The organism is Marinobacter sp. (assembly GCF_041595835.1).
In the GTDB taxonomy this organism is placed as follows: domain Bacteria; phylum Pseudomonadota; class Gammaproteobacteria; order Pseudomonadales; family Oleiphilaceae; genus Marinobacter.
Map to the genome: position 1 here is coordinate 24,418 of NZ_JBFHJO010000022.1, position 17,132 is coordinate 41,549.

The 17,132-nt window shown below is 52.9% G+C and carries 15 protein-coding genes; 7 read left to right on the forward strand and 8 right to left on the reverse strand.

Translation table 11 applies throughout. The features are described from left to right. Window positions 1–4: 4 nt before the first annotated feature. A complete protein-coding gene (locus ABYA77_RS09100; RefSeq protein ID WP_372965642.1) occupies window positions 5–766 on the forward strand; it encodes a CsiV family protein in 762 nt (253 codons plus the stop codon). On the opposite strand, the gene ABYA77_RS09105 is transcribed toward ABYA77_RS09100, so the two are convergent. From ABYA77_RS09105 to ABYA77_RS09125, 5 genes are all read right to left on the reverse strand, one after another. Beyond that, window positions 753–1,541 (reverse strand): S-methyl-5'-thioinosine phosphorylase, encoded by a 789-nt coding sequence (locus ABYA77_RS09105; RefSeq protein WP_372965643.1) that lies wholly within the window; start codon window positions 1,539–1,541, stop codon window positions 753–755. The two genes, ABYA77_RS09100 and ABYA77_RS09105, sit on opposite strands and share 14 nt — an antisense overlap. Continuing rightward, window positions 1,538–2,725, reverse strand: coding sequence for a mechanosensitive ion channel family protein (locus ABYA77_RS09110; protein WP_372965644.1), 1,188 nt, complete (start codon window positions 2,723–2,725; stop codon window positions 1,538–1,540). The genes ABYA77_RS09105 and ABYA77_RS09110 overlap by 4 nt, the downstream gene beginning before the upstream one ends. A gap of 23 nt (window positions 2,726–2,748) precedes the next feature. Beyond that, entirely contained in the window at window positions 2,749–3,213 is a 465-nt protein-coding gene (locus ABYA77_RS09115; RefSeq protein WP_372965657.1) for a L,D-transpeptidase family protein, read from the reverse strand. A gap of 90 nt (window positions 3,214–3,303) precedes the next feature. Then, window positions 3,304–3,981 carry a TetR/AcrR family transcriptional regulator gene (locus ABYA77_RS09120; protein ID WP_372965645.1) on the reverse strand — a complete coding sequence of 226 codons (678 nt, stop codon included), beginning with the start codon at window positions 3,979–3,981 and terminating at the stop codon, window positions 3,304–3,306. A gap of 60 nt (window positions 3,982–4,041) precedes the next feature. Next, complete coding sequence (locus ABYA77_RS09125) at window positions 4,042–4,920, reverse strand: hypothetical protein (RefSeq protein ID WP_372965646.1); 879 nt, start codon at window positions 4,918–4,920, stop codon at window positions 4,042–4,044. A 140-nt stretch (window positions 4,921–5,060) separates the two neighbouring features. Here ABYA77_RS09125 and ABYA77_RS09130 point away from each other — a divergent pair, with 140 nt between their 5' ends. Next, on the forward strand, window positions 5,061–5,681 hold the full coding sequence (locus tag ABYA77_RS09130) for a riboflavin synthase subunit alpha (protein WP_372965647.1): 621 nt from the start codon (window positions 5,061–5,063) through the stop codon (window positions 5,679–5,681). Between the two features lie 8 nt (window positions 5,682–5,689). Here ABYA77_RS09130 and ABYA77_RS09135 read toward each other — a convergent pair whose 3' ends face one another. The 3 genes from ABYA77_RS09135 to ABYA77_RS09145 form a co-directional block, all read right to left on the reverse strand. Further along, window positions 5,690–6,823: a class I SAM-dependent methyltransferase gene (locus ABYA77_RS09135; protein ID WP_372965648.1), complete on the reverse strand. Its 1,134-nt coding sequence runs from the start codon at window positions 6,821–6,823 to the stop codon at window positions 5,690–5,692. A gap of 199 nt (window positions 6,824–7,022) precedes the next feature. Continuing rightward, window positions 7,023–8,078, reverse strand: a complete 1,056-nt coding sequence (locus ABYA77_RS09140; RefSeq protein ID WP_372965649.1) for a methyltransferase — start codon at window positions 8,076–8,078, stop codon at window positions 7,023–7,025. 144 nt (window positions 8,079–8,222) lie between these two features. Next, on the reverse strand, window positions 8,223–13,088 hold the full coding sequence (locus ABYA77_RS09145) for an NAD-glutamate dehydrogenase (RefSeq protein ID WP_372965650.1): 4,866 nt from the start codon (window positions 13,086–13,088) through the stop codon (window positions 8,223–8,225). 166 nt (window positions 13,089–13,254) lie between these two features. On the opposite strand from ABYA77_RS09145, the gene ABYA77_RS09150 reads away from it, so the two are divergent. From ABYA77_RS09150 to ABYA77_RS09170, 5 genes are all read left to right on the forward strand, one after another. Continuing rightward, on the forward strand, window positions 13,255–14,217 hold the full coding sequence (locus tag ABYA77_RS09150; protein WP_372965651.1) for an AAA family ATPase: 963 nt from the start codon (window positions 13,255–13,257) through the stop codon (window positions 14,215–14,217). 40 nt (window positions 14,218–14,257) lie between these two features. Further along, window positions 14,258–15,196 (forward strand): DUF58 domain-containing protein, encoded by a 939-nt coding sequence (locus tag ABYA77_RS09155; RefSeq protein WP_372965652.1) that lies wholly within the window; start codon window positions 14,258–14,260, stop codon window positions 15,194–15,196. Beyond that, complete coding sequence (locus ABYA77_RS09160) at window positions 15,193–15,660, forward strand: DUF4381 domain-containing protein (RefSeq protein ID WP_372965653.1); 468 nt, start codon at window positions 15,193–15,195, stop codon at window positions 15,658–15,660. The genes ABYA77_RS09155 and ABYA77_RS09160 overlap by 4 nt, the downstream gene beginning before the upstream one ends. Continuing rightward, a complete protein-coding gene (locus ABYA77_RS09165; RefSeq protein ID WP_372965654.1) occupies window positions 15,657–16,673 on the forward strand; it encodes a VWA domain-containing protein in 1,017 nt (338 codons plus the stop codon). Before ABYA77_RS09160 ends, ABYA77_RS09165 begins: the two co-directional genes overlap by 4 nt. Continuing rightward, the coding region (locus ABYA77_RS09170) for a VWA domain-containing protein (protein ID WP_372965655.1) at window positions 16,666–17,132 on the forward strand (467 nt) is incomplete at its 3' end. The genes ABYA77_RS09165 and ABYA77_RS09170, both read left to right, overlap by 8 nt.

Here is a 17,132-nt window from a genome sequence, read left to right on the forward strand (position 1 = left end):
ACACTTGCAAGCCACTGACCGCTGTTCAAAACCAACGTTGATGGGCGCCGCCCTGGCCGTTGCATTCACGCTCCTGCCTACCGGTGGTGTTCAGGCACAAGAGAGTCCTAAAGATTCCTACCGTGCCGAAATTGTCATCCTGCAACGACTGGTTGACCCAGCCTCAATCGAAGAACAGATGACGGGCAAGCAGGTTGAGCCGGTGATTGAAACGGCCAGCTCACTCTGGGTTGAAGACGCTAGCGGTCGCCGAATTTCAGACCTTCAGCTCACAAACAAAAATGAAATGCACCTCGGCAGCGCTGCGCGCCGACTGGAAAACAGCGGCAACTTTCGGGTACTTGCAACTGCTGGCTGGTACCAAAACTTCCCACAAAACTACGACGGTTCCCCAATGAGAATAGCCGTTGGTGACTGGCTGAGCCGTGCTCAGCAAAAAGCGGTGGAAGGTTATATCGAAATTGATCGTAAACGCTATCTCCATGTCAGCGTTCACCTGAACCACTGGCAGGAAGGACCAGTGCAGGAAGTAAACCTGCAGACTGAAACAACAGGCACAGTGTCAGGCATATCAGAAACAACAGAGACATCTTCTATTGCAGAGATGGCCACAAATACGCCGCCCGTTATGGTGATGGCCGACCCCGAACCCACACCGGCGGAATTGGTCACCTGGATAAGAGAAACCCGCCGCATGCGTAGTGAGGAAATCCACTTTATTGACTCCCCCACTATTGGTGTGCTGGTATTCTTTAAGAAGCTGTAGGCAACGGTGCCAGCATACCCAAACCGGTCATTGAGCGCTCAAGAGTACGCCTGATTCCGTCCATCCCCTGCTCAATGGCCGCCTCAATCTCATCCATCGTGATGATATGATCTGACTTGCCGGCCGCCCGGTTCACCACCAACCCCAGACACACGTAACGCATACCGAGCTCCGCTGCCAGCGCGGCTTCGGGCATACCGGTCATGCCGACCAGATCACACCCGTCTCGCTCCAGGCGACGAATTTCTGCGGCAGTTTCCAACCTCGGCCCCTGAGTTGCGGCATACACACCAAAATCCGAGAAATCGAGTTTCAGATCTTCGGCAGCGTCGATCAACAGGTTCCGACACTCCTGATCATAGGGGTGAGTGAAATCGATATGAGTAACCTGTTCCAGATCATCTTCAAAGAAAGTGCTGGCACGCCCCCATGTATAGTCGATGATCTGGTGAGGGATCACCACATGGGCCGGCCCCATGTTCTGGTGAATTCCCCCTACTGCATTTACCCCGACTACTGTTCTGACACCCGCGTCATAGAGGGCTTGCAGGTTTGCCCGATAGTTCACCCGGTGAGGCGGAATTCGATGCGGATTACCATGGCGCGCAAGAAATACAACCGCCTGATCACCTAAACGGCCATGCACCAACTTGTCGGACGGATCGCCCCATTGTGTAGAAACAGCCTCTTCACCCATACGCTTGAGATCACTCAAGCAGGTAAGCCCGGTTCCGCCAATAATTCCAACAGGAAGACTACCCCCCACTTGCGTCATACCTTTTCTCCAGACAGCGTGTTTGTGCCGCCGTTAGAAGGCCGTACCCCGCCATCTGCAGACTCATCAGCCTCCTGACCACTCACTTTCACACCGTCCGGCAAATGAAGAGTACGTGTCGGGAAAGCCACTTCAGCACCATGACGTTCAATAATATCGCTGATTTTCAACAGCACATCTTCTTTAACCTCATGGTAACGCACCCATTGCGTGGTTTTGGTGAAGGTATACAGCATGATATCGAGAGAAGAAGCATTAAATGCCAGAAAATTCACAATCAGCGTCTGGCTCGTGTCGATCTCTTCGTGGTTTTTCAACATGTCCCTGATTTCATCAACAATTGTTTTCATCAACTGCACATCCGCATAGCGAATACCAATCGTTTCTGAAATCCGCCGATTCGTCATCCGAGAAGGATTTTCTACAGCAATAACAGTAAAGGTCGCATTTGGAACATACAGAGGCCGCTTATCAAACGTACGAATAGTTGTCAGACGCCAACCGATGTGCTCAACCGTACCCTCAATATTGCGATCTGGAGAACGAATCCAGTCCCCGACTTTGAACGGGCGATCAAGATGAATAATAAAACCACCAAAAAAGTTTGCCAGCAGATCCTTGGCGGCAAAGCCCACTGCAATACCGCCCACGCCACCAAAAGCCAGGACGCCCGAAATACTAAAGCCCAAGGTCTGCAGTGCAGTCAGTACCGCGGTAATAACAATCACAGCCCGAAGCAGTTTGCTGATCGCGTCTACCGTGGTGAAATCCATAGGCTTGCGCATTTTCACTGGCGAGACCAGCACCTTCGCAATCTCTTTCACCAGGCCAAACAGCATCCAGACAACAACCCACATGAAGCCTATCTGCAACAGAGTTCCGTTGGCAGCGAAAATTTCAGCCTCAGAAAAACGATGGGCAATTTCGGCGGCCCAATACACCCCTTGCAACCAGATAAACGCCACTAAGGGCCTGCGGGATGCATGCAGAACAGCATCATCCCAGAGGTTTTTGGTGTTACTGAATCTCTTTTCGAGAAACAGAACAACACGACTAGCGATAAATGCAATGATCGCGGTACCTAACACCACCAGAAAAATCATAACACCAGCTCGCCAGCCGTCTGACAGCATCCCGAAGTGATCGATCCAGCTACTCAGGGTTTGCAAGAAATTTCTGATCATCCGGTTCCTCTGCAATCGTCAGTTCACTGTATTTCAACACGCATACCTGTCGGCACACGGTCAAATAACTCAGCCACATCGTTATTACGCATGCGTATGCAACCATGGGACATGGGGATGCCCATAGGTTCCGTATCCGGCGTTCCGTGAATGTATATGAAACGCCGGAAGGTATCGACACCCGGGCCACGGTTCCGCCCCCACTCCCGACCACAAAGCCAGAGTATCCGGCTAAGAATCCAGTCACGACCAGGGTATGCCTGAGCTAACTCATCGGTATAAATTTCACCCGTTGGCCGCCGTCCACGAAAAACCATATTCAACGGCTGCCCATCACCAATTCGGGCCCGTATAAAATGCTCACCTCTGGGCGTACAACCACTCCCATCCTGCTCACCGGCCCCATTGAGCGCGGTAGACACGGGGTAACTCGCCAGGGTTGAACCATCAGCGGCATGCACTTCAAGCACCTGATCGGCGAGAGCGATGGTAATATATGCCCCTATGGGCCATGGGGTATTCAAGGGGTTATTCCCTCTGGCGAAAACCAGAGAGAAGACTACCTGAGGGCGGGGAGGTCAGGCAACTGTAGTGTCGGCAACAGACGGAGGAAGCTGTATTTTATCCGGTGCCTTCATGCCTTCTGCAAGAAATGGCACCAATCGTGCCGCAATTTCCTGTACAGAAGCCTGCACACCCAGTTTATTATCGAGAATATCTATTAACGCATCACTACTGGACATAGTGAACGCCGTGGCCCCCAGCATGAACTGAATGCGCCAGTATCGGTCGACCGCAGATAGCTCAGGCGTGGCTTCTTTGAGGAGCCCCATAAAACGACCGAAAGGCTGGCCGTATTCCTGCTCCAGAAACTTGCGCAGATGACCTTGAGACTGCGTATAAGCCAGGCCCAGCAGACGCATAAAAATGGAAATGCCCTTTTCATTACGCTGAGGCATACGCATGGCACTTTCGGTAAGCACCCAAAGAGTCTGATTCAGTGTCGGCGGATTACCCTGACATTTATGTTCCAGCTCATCAAAAGCGGTTTCAAGCGTTGCCGAAAATGGCGTAAGAAATCGGGCAAACACCGCATGAATAAGTGCTTTTTTTGAGCCAAAGTGGTAATTGACCGCAGCCAAATTCACGTTAGCCTTACTGGTAATCATGCGAAGGGATGTTTCTGCAAAACCACGCTCTGCAAACAACTCTTCAGCAGCATCAAGAATGCGGTCTACGGTATCGGACTGTGCCATATGGTTATCAGCGCCTCTAACAAACGTCTGTTTGAAACATACGTTTGAGCACTAATAATGTCAAGTACGCGGCTCTGGCCGCGCCGCCACTTCCTGCCATCCATTATCAATCGCAGCCTGATTACCGTCGAAAAACGCTTGCTGAACGCTATTATAAGCTTTCTCTGCCTCCAGCAAATAGATCAGATACAAACGTAGGTGCTCCCGCTTGGTCATATATTGCGGTAACACCCTCTTTTCAGACAGCTGTATCAAGTCGGTGAATCGACTATGCCGCAAACTGGGGTTATATGATGCCATTCTGGCACATTGCCAGATCAGCCCATCTTTACCTTCCAGATGCTCCACATGCTTTCTGGCATCCCGCAGCATTCGTTGTCGCTGCATAACCAATTCCATGTAGGAAGGTTTAGAGGTATAGGTGTTCCGAATAAAGGGCACGCCAAGCAACAAAATAATAACAAAAGCACCAAAACCTCCACCAGCAAGCCACGCAGGCACAAAACCTGTCAGCCCGCTCAGGAATACTGATGCAGCAATCAACGCGGACAACACCCATAAATCACGGCTACGGCGCGCTTCAGCCATGCGGTAATTGTCTGGCCAGTTGGACATGGACAACAGCTCAAAATCCATCAGCAACACACGGTCACACTGACGCAGCATCAGCCTGAGTTTACGCTGCTGAGACTCAGCCAAAGCCTGATCAACGTCAGCTTCACTCTCCTGCCCCTCTTCGATTTCTTCATTCTGAGATTCAGAAGACGCCAGATCCACCTCTTCATCCGGGTTATCTGATTCCAACGACTCACTCCCAGACCCGGCAACCGTGCCGGGAACCTGAGTGCCCGGCAAAGGATCTGCGGCTCTTCCGGGGCGCAGTTGTGCTGCTGGCGCATCAGCCTCTGCGGCCTTTGCTGTTACGGCATCTTCAGCCATGGGATTCCTGCTTTTTTGATAACTATGTAAGAGTATCGACCGAACTCATCATTACTTGAACCGGTCAGACCCGGGTTTCTTGGCAACGGATACCGCCACCGGTATCCTTGCAACATTCATTGCATTTCAGGAGACGGTCCATGTTTACCGGTATAGTTCAGGGCATCGCCAAAGTCGTCGGGATTATTAAAGCTCCAGGCCTGAACACCCTGGCAATCGAACTCCCTGAAGACAACGCTCACGGCGTTACAATTGGGGCCTCAGTGGCCATTAACGGCACTTGCATGACCGTTACCCGCCAAGAGGGCAATATCCTGTATTTTGACGCAATGCAAGAAACACTGCGGTCAACAACACTTGGGGCATTATGTACCGGAGATGCTGTCAATTTTGAGCGGGCCGCCCGGATTGGTGATGAAATTGGCGGACATCTGCTCAGCGGGCATGTACACACCACCGCACGATTAGTGGACATCATTCGGCCAGAAAATAACGTTACCCTCTGGTTCGAAGTCCCTCAAGCCTGGGTCAAATACGTGTTCCCGAAAGGCTTCATCGCCATCAATGGTGCCAGCCTGACCATTGGTGAAGTTGAAGGCAATCAGTTCAACGTACACCTGATACCTGAAACTCTGAGAGCCACAACCTTTGGTACGATTGCACGGAATGAGCGGGTCAACATTGAGGTGGACAGCCAGACCCAAACCATCGTCGATACCCTGGCACGAATGGGCTACGACCACCCAGCCCCAAGCGCTTGACTCTGATCTCAAAGCGATGCTTCGAAAACCACAAAGCGCGGGCTCGCTACCCGCTGCTCAACCCTTCTGAAATATCGCTTTAGCGTCCTGTGATAACCCAGGTGACGGTTGCCTACCATCAATACGCTGCCGTCTGAAGAAAGGTGATCCGCCGCATCTTTGAACAGCCGCAGAGCGATATGGTCACCCACCACCCCCCCTTCGTGGAATGGCGGGTTAAGTAGTATCAACTGATACTTCCCACTGTCACTGGCAATACCATCGCTGTGATGCAGTTGCCCCCGTTTAAGGAGCCCGCTCAGCTCAAGGTTATGCTTTACACTGGCAATTGCCTGGCTGGATACATCACTAAAATCAACTTCAATGTCTTGCCTGCCAGATAAAGCTGCCAGCCCGAGAACCCCATTACCGCAAGCCAGGTCAAGCACCTTGGCCCCTGCAGACAAAGCTCTAACGGCTGGATACACCAATGGCAACAATTCCCGGGTACCGATATCCAGCCGATCTCTGGCGAATACAGCCGGCATAGCTTCCACCCGAGTAGGCACCTGAGGCACGCTATAACCTTTCCAGTAACCAGGCCAGTTTTCCAAGCACTCATAGCCCCTGGCACACACCACAACCCGCGCTTTTTTTCTGGCTGGCAGCACTGTTTCGGTAACAACCGCCGCGGAGAACACGTCAACACTACGGTCAGGCAAGTGCTTGATCATACCACCCGCTAACAACCAACCATCGTCCACTAACACGCCATTAACCCAGCGAAGCAACCACGCCAAATATTCCGCCTGTCGTGGGATTCGCATGACAACAAGATTGAACAACCCTGACGGTGGATTAATCCAGCTATAGGGGGTAAGCGACACAGGTCTATCCCGGTTGGTTTCAGAATTAGCCTGTAAGGACTTATCAAGGACGGCACTGTCTGAAACTGACACGGGGGAGAATTCAGCCAACCCGAGGGTCAATGCGCCAAACACATCGTCGACCACCAGGACACGATCTTCTGGCGACAGGCGTTTTAACGCTTCGTCCAGCAGAAGTTCATCGGCCGCGTCCCAGGCCCGTAATTGCGTGGTTTCTGAGCCAGGCCGCACCAAGGGTAATTGCCGGCCCGAGAACTCGAGTACTTCTTTTGTCATTTCGGGCATCCAGTCGTCACAACGTTCCTATGAATTACGTTTTTAGGCTGTTTATTCTAGAAATAAACACTAAATTAGCCCTGTTCACGCTGAAAACACCTTCGGATCAGTTTGTTCGGCGCTCCCGCCAGCTGATCAACAGTTTTCCGCACATGCTTACTTTTTACCCCTTCCCCAGGGGTTTTTTTATGCCTGAAATTCAGCGAGGCAGTCGTTGAAATGCGCGATATACCGTGAACCGCTTATCTTGCACCAGCTTTTGCACAGGCCCAATAAACTGCTGAAGCAAAGCTTCATAAGGCAAGAAACTGTTAGCGACCAGACGCAACTCCCCACCCGGAACCAAATGACGAGCCACCTGCCGGATAAAATGCTCTGTCATAGAGGTGTCGGTTCTCACTCCGGTGTGGAATGGAGGGTTAGTCACTACCGCCTGCCAATGCCCGTCCAGGCCAGCCAGACCGTCCAGCGCATAGATTTGCCCCCGGGCACCGGCTCGCTGATAAGTTGCCTTGGCGCAAGCAACGGCCTGGGCTTGTACATCCAGACCATCGACTACTCCGGGTTCTTTTCCAGTTGATTGCCGATACGCCTGTAACCAAGCTCCTATAACACCAGCACCGCAGGCAAAATCCAGAACCTTATCACCCGACAGCGGTTTGTCTGCCAGATTGTCCAGTAGCAATCGGGTGCCGTCGTCCAACTCACCTTCGCTGAACACGCCTGGCAAGCCTGCAACAGCAACTTCCACACCGGCACAGGTCACCGGTGTCCACTCCAGATATTCCGTAAGGCTAAATGTTGCCTTCGGCTGACGATTTGTGCCTGCCCAAACCTGGCAGTGGCGAGCACTGTCAATCTTCAAACCATCAGGAATCGCCTGAACAAACTGTTTAGCCCCCCCGGCAACACCTTCCTTTTTTTCCCCAATCACCACAAGACAAGCCCCCTGTCGGCCAAGAAACTGAGCCATGGCCAATCGCAAATCCAATTCCGCCCGGGCTTTGGGGAGAAACACAATCACGGAATCAAAACTGCCGGCCTGCAAGCCTTCAGACTCATAACCGAAGCAGAGCTGCCAGTCTGTACAGGACATCAGCGACTGATAAACTCCCGCGTGTTCAGTCATCGCTAAACCCGCTGAAGGACACCGTTGCAACAATTCAGGAGCAGAAACACCAAGTAAGGCAACACGGCCTTCAAGTAGTTGAGAATTTCTGAGTAAAACTTCGTGGGTATTGGGTAATGAAGACATGAGGGGCCTGGCCTGCTGGTGATGCTGAAACGCCGTATGCTAACCGGAAAAAAGCCCTGCGTCTGCCTTAACGGCACGAGCAGGGCTTTCTTCAGGCATGGAAGCTTGTTCTGCCTCAACACTCAGCGGAGTATCACTGGCGTTCTACTCGTCAGGATGCTGATGCAAGGTGCTTTGAGCCAAGTCCAGCAACTCCCGCAATGCCACAGAGAACATGGCGTATTCGGGTTCTCTCACACCTTTCAGTTCAGTCAGCATGGCGTTCCACCGCTCTATCATTGGTTCGTTCTTCTCCTGCCAGGCTTCCACGCACTCAGCCACTTGCTCTGGTTTGCTCGCCAGTTTCAGTACCCCCGTGGTCAAAGCTCGTTGCTGCCAGTCCAGATCTTCCCGGAAGCTTTCCCGCGCCAGAGCCTGCCAATGAGAGTTGGGCGTAAGAGCCGCAATGGAGTTTGCGAACCAGCCAAGGTCAAGCCTGTCGCCCAAATCATAATAGAGATTAGCAACCGTTTTCAGGGGCATTCCAGTGGCCTCTCTAGCCTCGATAATCCCCAAAGAGGAATACAGATAACCCGTTCCGGCCAGCACAGAGGCCAGTTCTTTCGGCACTCCCGCATCCACCAGTTCCTGATTACGTTTTTCCCAATTTACTTTCGCCTGCTCACCCAGATACTCTGGCAGGTTAGAAGTGATTGCCCATACACTATCAGCAAACCGCTCCATGTGACTCTGGATGCTGAGTTCTGCCCGACGGTTACGCAGTAACCAACGCACAGAGCGCCGCATCATACGCATAAATTCCTGCATAAGCTCAAGCTGCAGTTTGGCGGGAATGTGGTAGTCCAGGGCTTCGATTTTGTCCCACCAGTTATCGATACGGAAAACGTCCCGGGCAATAATCCAGGCTAACGCAATCGAGGCCGCATCAGCACCGGTTGACTGGTTTAAGCGCTCAACAAAGGTAATCCCCATGTGGTTTACCATATCGTTTGCGATCTGGGTGGCAATGATTTCCCGGCGCAACTGGTGTTCGCCCAATTCCTTTTTGAACTTTTGAGTGAGTTCCTTCGGGAACACCTTGTACATTTCACCTTCAAGCAACGGGTTATCTGGCAAACTGCTGGCCATCAGCGTTTGCTTAAGGTCGCCCTTCACATAAGAGATCAGTATCGCCAGTTCAGGCCGGGTCAGGCCCTTCTTGGTAAGCTTACGCTCAGACAAGGCCTCATCATCCGGAAGAAATTCCAGGCTCCGGTTAAGTTTGCCCTCGCTTTCAAAAGAGTTCATCAGCCGCCGGTATTCTTCTAACCGAAGCACTGTATCCTCGTTAGCGATACTAATGGCTTGGGTCTGGCGGTAATTGTTTTTCAGTACCAGCGAAGAAACATCATCTGTCATTTCCTCCAGCATGGCATTCCGCTGTTTGCTCGTAAGGTCCCCCATAGCCACAGCACGGTTGAACAAAATCTTCATGTTCACTTCGTGGTCTGAACAATCCACCCCACCCGAGTTATCGATGAAGTCTGTATTGAGGCGCCCCCCCTTAAGGGCATAGTCAATACGACCCAGCTGAGTAAAGCCCAGGTTGCCACCCTCACCGACCACTTTACAACGCAACTCATCGCCATTGATCCGCACACCGTCATTGGCTTTATCGCCCACGTCAGAATGGCTCTCAGACGCACCTTTTACGTAGGTGCCAATACCCCCCACCCAAAGCAGATCCACCTCAGCCTTCAGAATGTGACTGATCAGCATGTTCGGGGGTACACGATCTGCATTAATGCCAAGCAACTTCTTAATTTCCGGGCTGACCGGAATCGATTTGGCACTACGACTGAAAACGCCGCCGCCCTTGGAGATCAGTTTGGGGTCAAAATCCGTCCAGGCCGAACGAGGCATCTCGAACAACCGTTTGCGTTCTTTATAAGTGCTGGCCGCATCCGGGGTCGGATCAATGAAGATATGGATGTGATTAAACGCAGCCACTAACCGGGTTTTCTCAGAACACAGCAGGCCATTACCGAAGACATCACCAGCCATGTCGCCAATACCAATTGCAGTAAATTCATCCTCTGCCGGGTTAATGCCCATTTCACGGAAGTGTCGCTCAACTGAGACCCAGGCGCCGCGAGCCGTGATTCCCATTTTTTTGTGGTCGTAACCATGACTGCCCCCAGACGCGAACGCATCGCCCATCCAGAAGCCATATTCCGCCGCCAGACCGTTGGCAATATCGGAGAACGTAGCGGTTCCTTTGTCTGCAGCTACAACCAGATAATGATCATCGTCATCGTGCCGGACAACTCGCTCAGGCGGCTGGATGCCAGCGTCTACCAAGTTATCAGTGATATCCAGCAAGCCACGAATAAAGGTTTTGTAGGCAGCAACCCCTTCCGCCTGAAATGCCTCTCGGTCAGCCGGGGATGGCAATTGCTTAGCCACAAAACCGCCCTTGGCGCCAACGGGAACAATCACGGCGTTTTTCACCTGCTGTGCTTTGACCAGCCCCAGAACCTCGGTTCGATAATCCTCATACCGGTCCGACCAGCGCAAGCCACCACGAGCCACTTTGCCTCCGCGCAAATGCACGCCTTCTACTCGCGGTGAGTAGACAAATATCTCAAACATCGGCATAGGCAGCGGCATATCCGGAATCCGGGTCGGATCGAATTTCACGCTGATGTAGGGTTTGGTCTGACCATTGCTATCGAGCTGGTAATAGTTCGTTCTCAGCGTGGCTTGCAAGAGTTCCAGGTAGAGCCTGAGTACGCGGTCTTCACTCAGGTTATCAACATTCTCCAGGCCGGCCTTGAACTCAAGTTCAAGTTTCTGCTGTACAGCTTCGCACTTGGCCTCACTCTTATAACGGTCAGGATTAAAGCGTACATCAAAGTATTCCAACAAAATTTTGGTGAGGTTGACGTGATTCACCAACGTATTCGAAATGAATGTCTGACTGTTGGAGAACCGAATCTGCCGCATATATCGAGCGTAGGTACGTAGCAGCGCAATTTCACGCCACCCCATGTATGAGGTCAACATCAATCGGTTAAAGGCATCATTCTCTGCTTCACCATGCCAAACACGACGAAACAGTTCCTCAAAAATGGGGCGAATGCGGTGGATGTCTACCACAACTCCCGTGTGCGCCTGCAACGTAAAATCATGAATCCACACGGACTTGCCCGAACGATCCGTGACCTCAAAGGGGTGCTCACCGATAACCCGGAAACCCAGATTGTCGAAGATCGGCATGACATCAGACAGGGGAAGCGGCTCGTCCGGATAGAAAAGTTTGAAGTGTAAAGTGCTTTCTGTTTCTTCCAGCGCCCGGTAGAAACTCATCGCCAGGTCATCATCGCGGGCCGCCGCAGCGATGTGCTCCAAGTCAATAGCCGCCCTCCGGGGTGAGAACCTCTCAGTGTAGCTGGCAGAGAAGCCTCCGGCCCACACCCGGAACAGCTCATTACCAGGCTCTTCACCGAACGCATCATTCAATGCTTCGTTAAGGCCATCGCGCCAGGACTGGGCAAGTTCAATAACCTGATCCCGGATTTCCGCCAAAGGCAGCTTCCGGTTCCCGACATGTGGCGCGCGAATAGTGAACTGAACCCGCGCCATAGGCGACTCAGAGAAGTGGGTAACAAACTCGATATCTTCAGCTTCTAACCGGTCCAACAACACCTGCTCCACTTTCAAGCGCAGCTCCGTGTTGTAGATATCCCGAGGGAAGAAAGCCAGACAGGTGACAAACTGGCCGTACACATCTTCACGCATGAACAACTCAATGCGACGACGCTCCTGTATGTACAGAATACTTTTCGCAACCTGCAACAATTCATTCGTTTCTATCTGGAACAGCTCATCCCGGGGATACAGCGTCAGTATCTGTAAAAGCTCCTTCCCGGCGTAGTCATTGCGCATAAAGCCCGAGGCGCTCATCACGGCCTCGAATTTTTGGCGTAACAGCGGAATTTCGTCCGGTCGTTCGTTATAAACCCGAGCGGTATAAAGACCCAGAAAACGCCGTTCACCAACCACTTCACCCTTGTTATTAAATTTTTTGACGGCGATGTAATCCGGATACGCTGGGCGGTGGACCCGGGACCGCTGGGCTGATTTGGCAAAAATAAAGATGTCATCAGCCCGGGTCATTGCATGACGGGTACGCGGTGGCAGCTCGTTCAGCCGAACTTTATCCGGGCGCTCATTGTTGACCCGGAAAATACCCAGTTCGGAGTTCTCGACCCGTTGTACCACCAGGCCTTTTTTATCTTTGACAAAATCGTATTCGTCATAACCAAGAAAAGTAAAATGGTCTTCCGTCAGCCAGCCCAGGAATGCCTTCGCTTCTTCTCTGTCTTCTGCACTGATGCCAGCCCTGGTGGCATCCAGCTCTTTAATGATGCCGCTGACTTTCTCCCGGACGATCGGAAAATCATCAACAGCAATACGAACCTCATTCAGCATATTCTGGAGGGCTTGCTCCAGGTCCTTGATATCTTCTGGAGCACTGTGCCGGTCAATTTCAATAACAATAAATGCCTCATAGGCTGCTGACGCGGATTTCTTTCCACCGTGAAGCTTCTTGAGTTGACCGGACTTATCCCGCTCAACCTGCAGGACGGAATGCTGAATCGAATGGGTGCCAATCTCCCTTTGATTAACAGCCATACGCAAAGAATCAATCAAGAATGGAATGTTAGGGTGCAGAATAAAGATAACCGTATGGGTAGATTGCCAGCCATCACTCTCGAGATCGGGATTAAACACAGAAACAGGTGTTTCGTCGGCTTTACGCTTTTGCAAAAACTGCCATGCTGCCAGAACTGCGCCATAGGTATCTGTAAAACGGCGACTAATAAGCTCCTCCAACGGGATGTGTGCGTAATGCAACCGGGCAAACTCGACAATTTTATTCGCCTCACTCTTCGCAATTTTTTCTGCGAAAGCATCAGCCAGTTGATCAAAAAACTGCTCTTTGCTGGCGATTGTCAGCGCATTCATATCCAACCTCGGTTTTATTGTGTGAAAGAAACGTAATCAGGTTATCGTCACATAAGCATAGTCAAGCCCTTGATTTTTGCCGGTCTGACCTCAAAACTGCGGCAACTACTTAGGCGCAATTTCTTTGGTGCCACAAGACCTTCAGAAACCAAGAGCAGTAGAACTCATGTCGTTACAGCAAACATTCGGTGCCCTCAGAGCACAACTGGCAAAACGGATCATCGGCCAGGACAAGCTGGTAGACCGCCTTTTGATTGCCTTATTGGCCGATGGCCACCTCCTGGTAGAAGGCGCGCCCGGGCTGGCCAAAACCACCGCAGTTAAAGCGCTCGCCGACCACTTGGTTGCCGATTTCCACCGCATACAGTTCACACCTGACTTACTGCCATCAGACGTAACGGGCAGTGAAATTTATCGGGCCGAAACCGGGCTGTTCGAATTCCAGCGAGGGCCTATCTTCCATAACCTTGTGCTCGCAGATGAGATCAACCGGGCTCCGGCCAAGGTCCAGTCAGCCTTATTAGAAGCCATGGGCGAGCGTCAGATCAGTGTTGGCATGCAAACCTTCCAGTTGCCTAAACTGTTTATGGTCATGGCCACCCAGAACCCCATCGAGCAAGAAGGGACCTACCCGCTTCCGGAAGCACAACTCGACCGCTTCCTGATGCACGTGGTCATCGACTACCCCAGCGCCGATGCTGAAAGGCAGATTCTGCACCTCGCCCGAAACGACTACCGTCAGGGAATCCCGAACGTAGACATTCGTCTAACAGAAGACCAGGTGATGGAAGCACGACAGGCCATTTCCGGTATTCACATGGCCGAACCGGTAGAGCAATACCTGCTTGCACTTATTCTTGCCACCAGGGATGCCGCAGCTTTAGACCCAGAATTGGCCCGCTGGACAGCCTTTGGCGCCAGCCCCAGAGGCACCATTGCCCTCGACCGGTGCGCTCGCGCCCTGGCCTGGCTGGACGGCCGTGATTACGTGACCCCCGATGATATTCGCAACATGGCATTTGACGTACTGCGGCACCGGATTCTTCTGACCTTTGAAGCAGAAGCTGAAGGAATGACCGCAGATGCAGTACTCCAAAGGCTGATTGACCGGGTTCCGGTGACAGCCTGAGGTGCTCACAACCAGAGCACCGGCTAAAAGAGATACACCCATGGCCAATACAGAAGCAGCCGTTCACAGCACACTGCAGGAACTTGTTCGGTTACAGGCCGATGCCCGGGCCTTGAAACTGCCCTCAGCCCGCCGGATCCGTGGCCGACAGACTGGCCTGCGCCAGTCACGCCAGCGGGGCAGAGGCATGACCTTCGCGGAAGTGCGGCAATACCAGCCGGGGGACGACATTCGCAGTATTGACTGGCGGGTCACCGCCCGGCGGCAATCACCCCATACCAAGCTGTATGAAGAAGAGCGGGAGCGCCCCGTGCTGCTGATTGCAGATTTGGGCCCTACCCTGTTTTTTGCCAGTACCGGCGCATACAAACAGGTGCGCTGCGCACAGATTACAGCTCTCTTGGCCTGGCTTACCTTAATGGCAGGCGACCAGGTCGGCGGGCTGATTTTCAATAACCAGGAGCTGAAGGTCATGCGCCCCGCCCGGCGCAAAAAATCCCTGTTACGTCTTCTGGATACCCTGGCCAAGCAACAATATCAACAAGACTCGCCGCCTTCCTCTTCGTTGACCGGAGGGCCAGATCTCAATACAGCGCTGGCCGAAGCTCGCCGTGTTGCCCATACCGGCAGTAGAATCTTTGTAATCAGTGATTTCATGACAATGACGCCCGAAACCACCAGCCTTATGGGTGCTCTGGCACGACACAACAATGTCAGCGCCTTCAGGATCATGGACCCGCTCGAAAAACAGCTGCCCCGCAGTGGCCGGTTTGCGGTTGCCGGGCCCGACGGCCCGGTCTGGTTTGATGCCTCGAACCCAGGCTTCCAGCGCGCATGGCAAGCGAAGGTTGCCGACCATGAGCAACAACTTGCTGAGTGTTTCCGTACCTCAGGCGTACAAGCTGCCACCATCATGACGGAAGACAACCCAGTGGAGGCCCTGCGCCTTCATCTTGGTTCGGGAGGACGAATCGGATGAACAGCCAGGATCCATTAGCCCAGCTACGAGACATTCACCTGCCTGCCACAGGTGGTTGGTGGCCACCTGCCCCTGGATGGTGGTTGCTGGCCGTAATAATACTCATCACTTGCGCAGCGCTTGCGTGGTTCTGGCGTCGTCATCACACACGCAATGCATGGAAACGACAAGCCAGAACTGAGCTGGCAATACTGGAGCAACACGCCTGCAATGAACCGGCCTGGTACAGCCGCCTCAACAGTTTACTTAAACGCGTAGCCCGACAAACACATCCCGACCAACACCCGGAATCTATGACCGGTGCCCAGTGGGTCAGTTTTCTTCTGGAAACACTGCCCAAAGACCGCATTGCCTCACGCCCCACAGCGGAAGCTCTGGCGGCAGCTGTCTGGCAGCCAAAGCCCACGCTAGCGCCCCGGGAAGCTCTGGCCTTAGCCAGGGTATGGCTGGAGGCTCAACTATGATCAGCCTGACTTACCCCTGGGCACTACTACTGGCACTGCTGCCGCTTCTGTTCCTCACGCGCAAACAAAACAACGAGCCGGTGGATGCTCCGGTTATCCCGATTGGGCACTGGCTATCCGGCATGCCGGGTGTAAGCACTAGCGGACGAGCCAGTCCGATGTGGCGGAAGCTGTTGATCCTGCTTGCCTGGCTCTTACTTGTTATCGCACTAGGCAGACCGCAGCATGTCGGCGAACAAATACAAATGCCCATCACAGGGCGAGACCTGATGCTTGTTGTCGATATATCTCCCAGCATGGAAGAGCAAGATATGGTGCTTCATGGCCGAAGCATCAACCGACTCCAGGCGGTTAAAAGGGTTCTCGATGACTTCATTAACCAGCGAGAAGGTGACCGGCTGGGGCTGATCCTGTTTGGCACCGAACCCTACGTTCAGGCACCTTTGACTTTCGACCGGGAAACAGTGCGAACTCTGCTAAACGAATCAGGGCTAGGTATGGCAGGCAGAGCAACGGCTATCGGAGATGCCATCGGCCTTGCGGTGAAACGACTACGTGATCGCCCACAGGAGCAGCGCGTTGCCATTATGCTGACCGACGGCGCCAACACTGCCGGAGAAATAAGCCCCGACAAAGCCACCGAAATTGCTGCAGCGGCCGGCGTCAGGCTTTACACCATCGGTATTGGGGCAGAATCCCTCCTACAGCGAGGTTTACTGGGTACTCGCAGGGTGAACCCCTCCCGCGATCTGGACGAAGACTTACTCAAACGTATGGCCGAACAAACCGGCGGATATTACTTCCGGGCCCGCAGCCTCCCTGAACTTGAAATGATCTACGACAGCATCAACCAACTCGAGCCTATAGAGCAGGAAGGACAATTCTTCCGCCCGGTTACTGAGCTCTACGTATGGCCCGCCGGTTTTGCTATTGCTATCTGGCTGCTGTTGATCACCATCCGCCTCTTACAAGGCCGCCATCACCCTATTGATCCGGAGGCTGACCGTGGCTGATTTCCATTTCCTTCGCCCGCTTTGGCTTTTACTGCTTCTCACACTTCCGCTGCTGTACTTTACGCAAAACCGTTTAAGGCAAGGCGATGCCGGCTGGAACCGCTATATTCCACCCGTACTCTTACAACCACTGATCCGCCGCCGAGGGGCACCTTCAGACGGCAAAACATTATCGTCGCTACTCCCACTTAGCCTTGCCATAGTGGTACTGGCTACCGCACTGGCTGGCCCAAGCTGGCGTCAGGCTCCGACACCGCTGAAACAACCACAAGACAGCCTGGTTATCGCGCTGGACCTATCCCTTTCCATGCTGGCAACAGATGTAGAGCCAGACAGACTGACTCTTGCCAAACGCAAAATCCGGGATATTCTCGACCTGCGCCAAGGAGGCCTGACCGCGTTACTGGTGTATTCAGGAGACGCCCATGTGGTAACGCCCCTGACAGAAGACCACCGGAC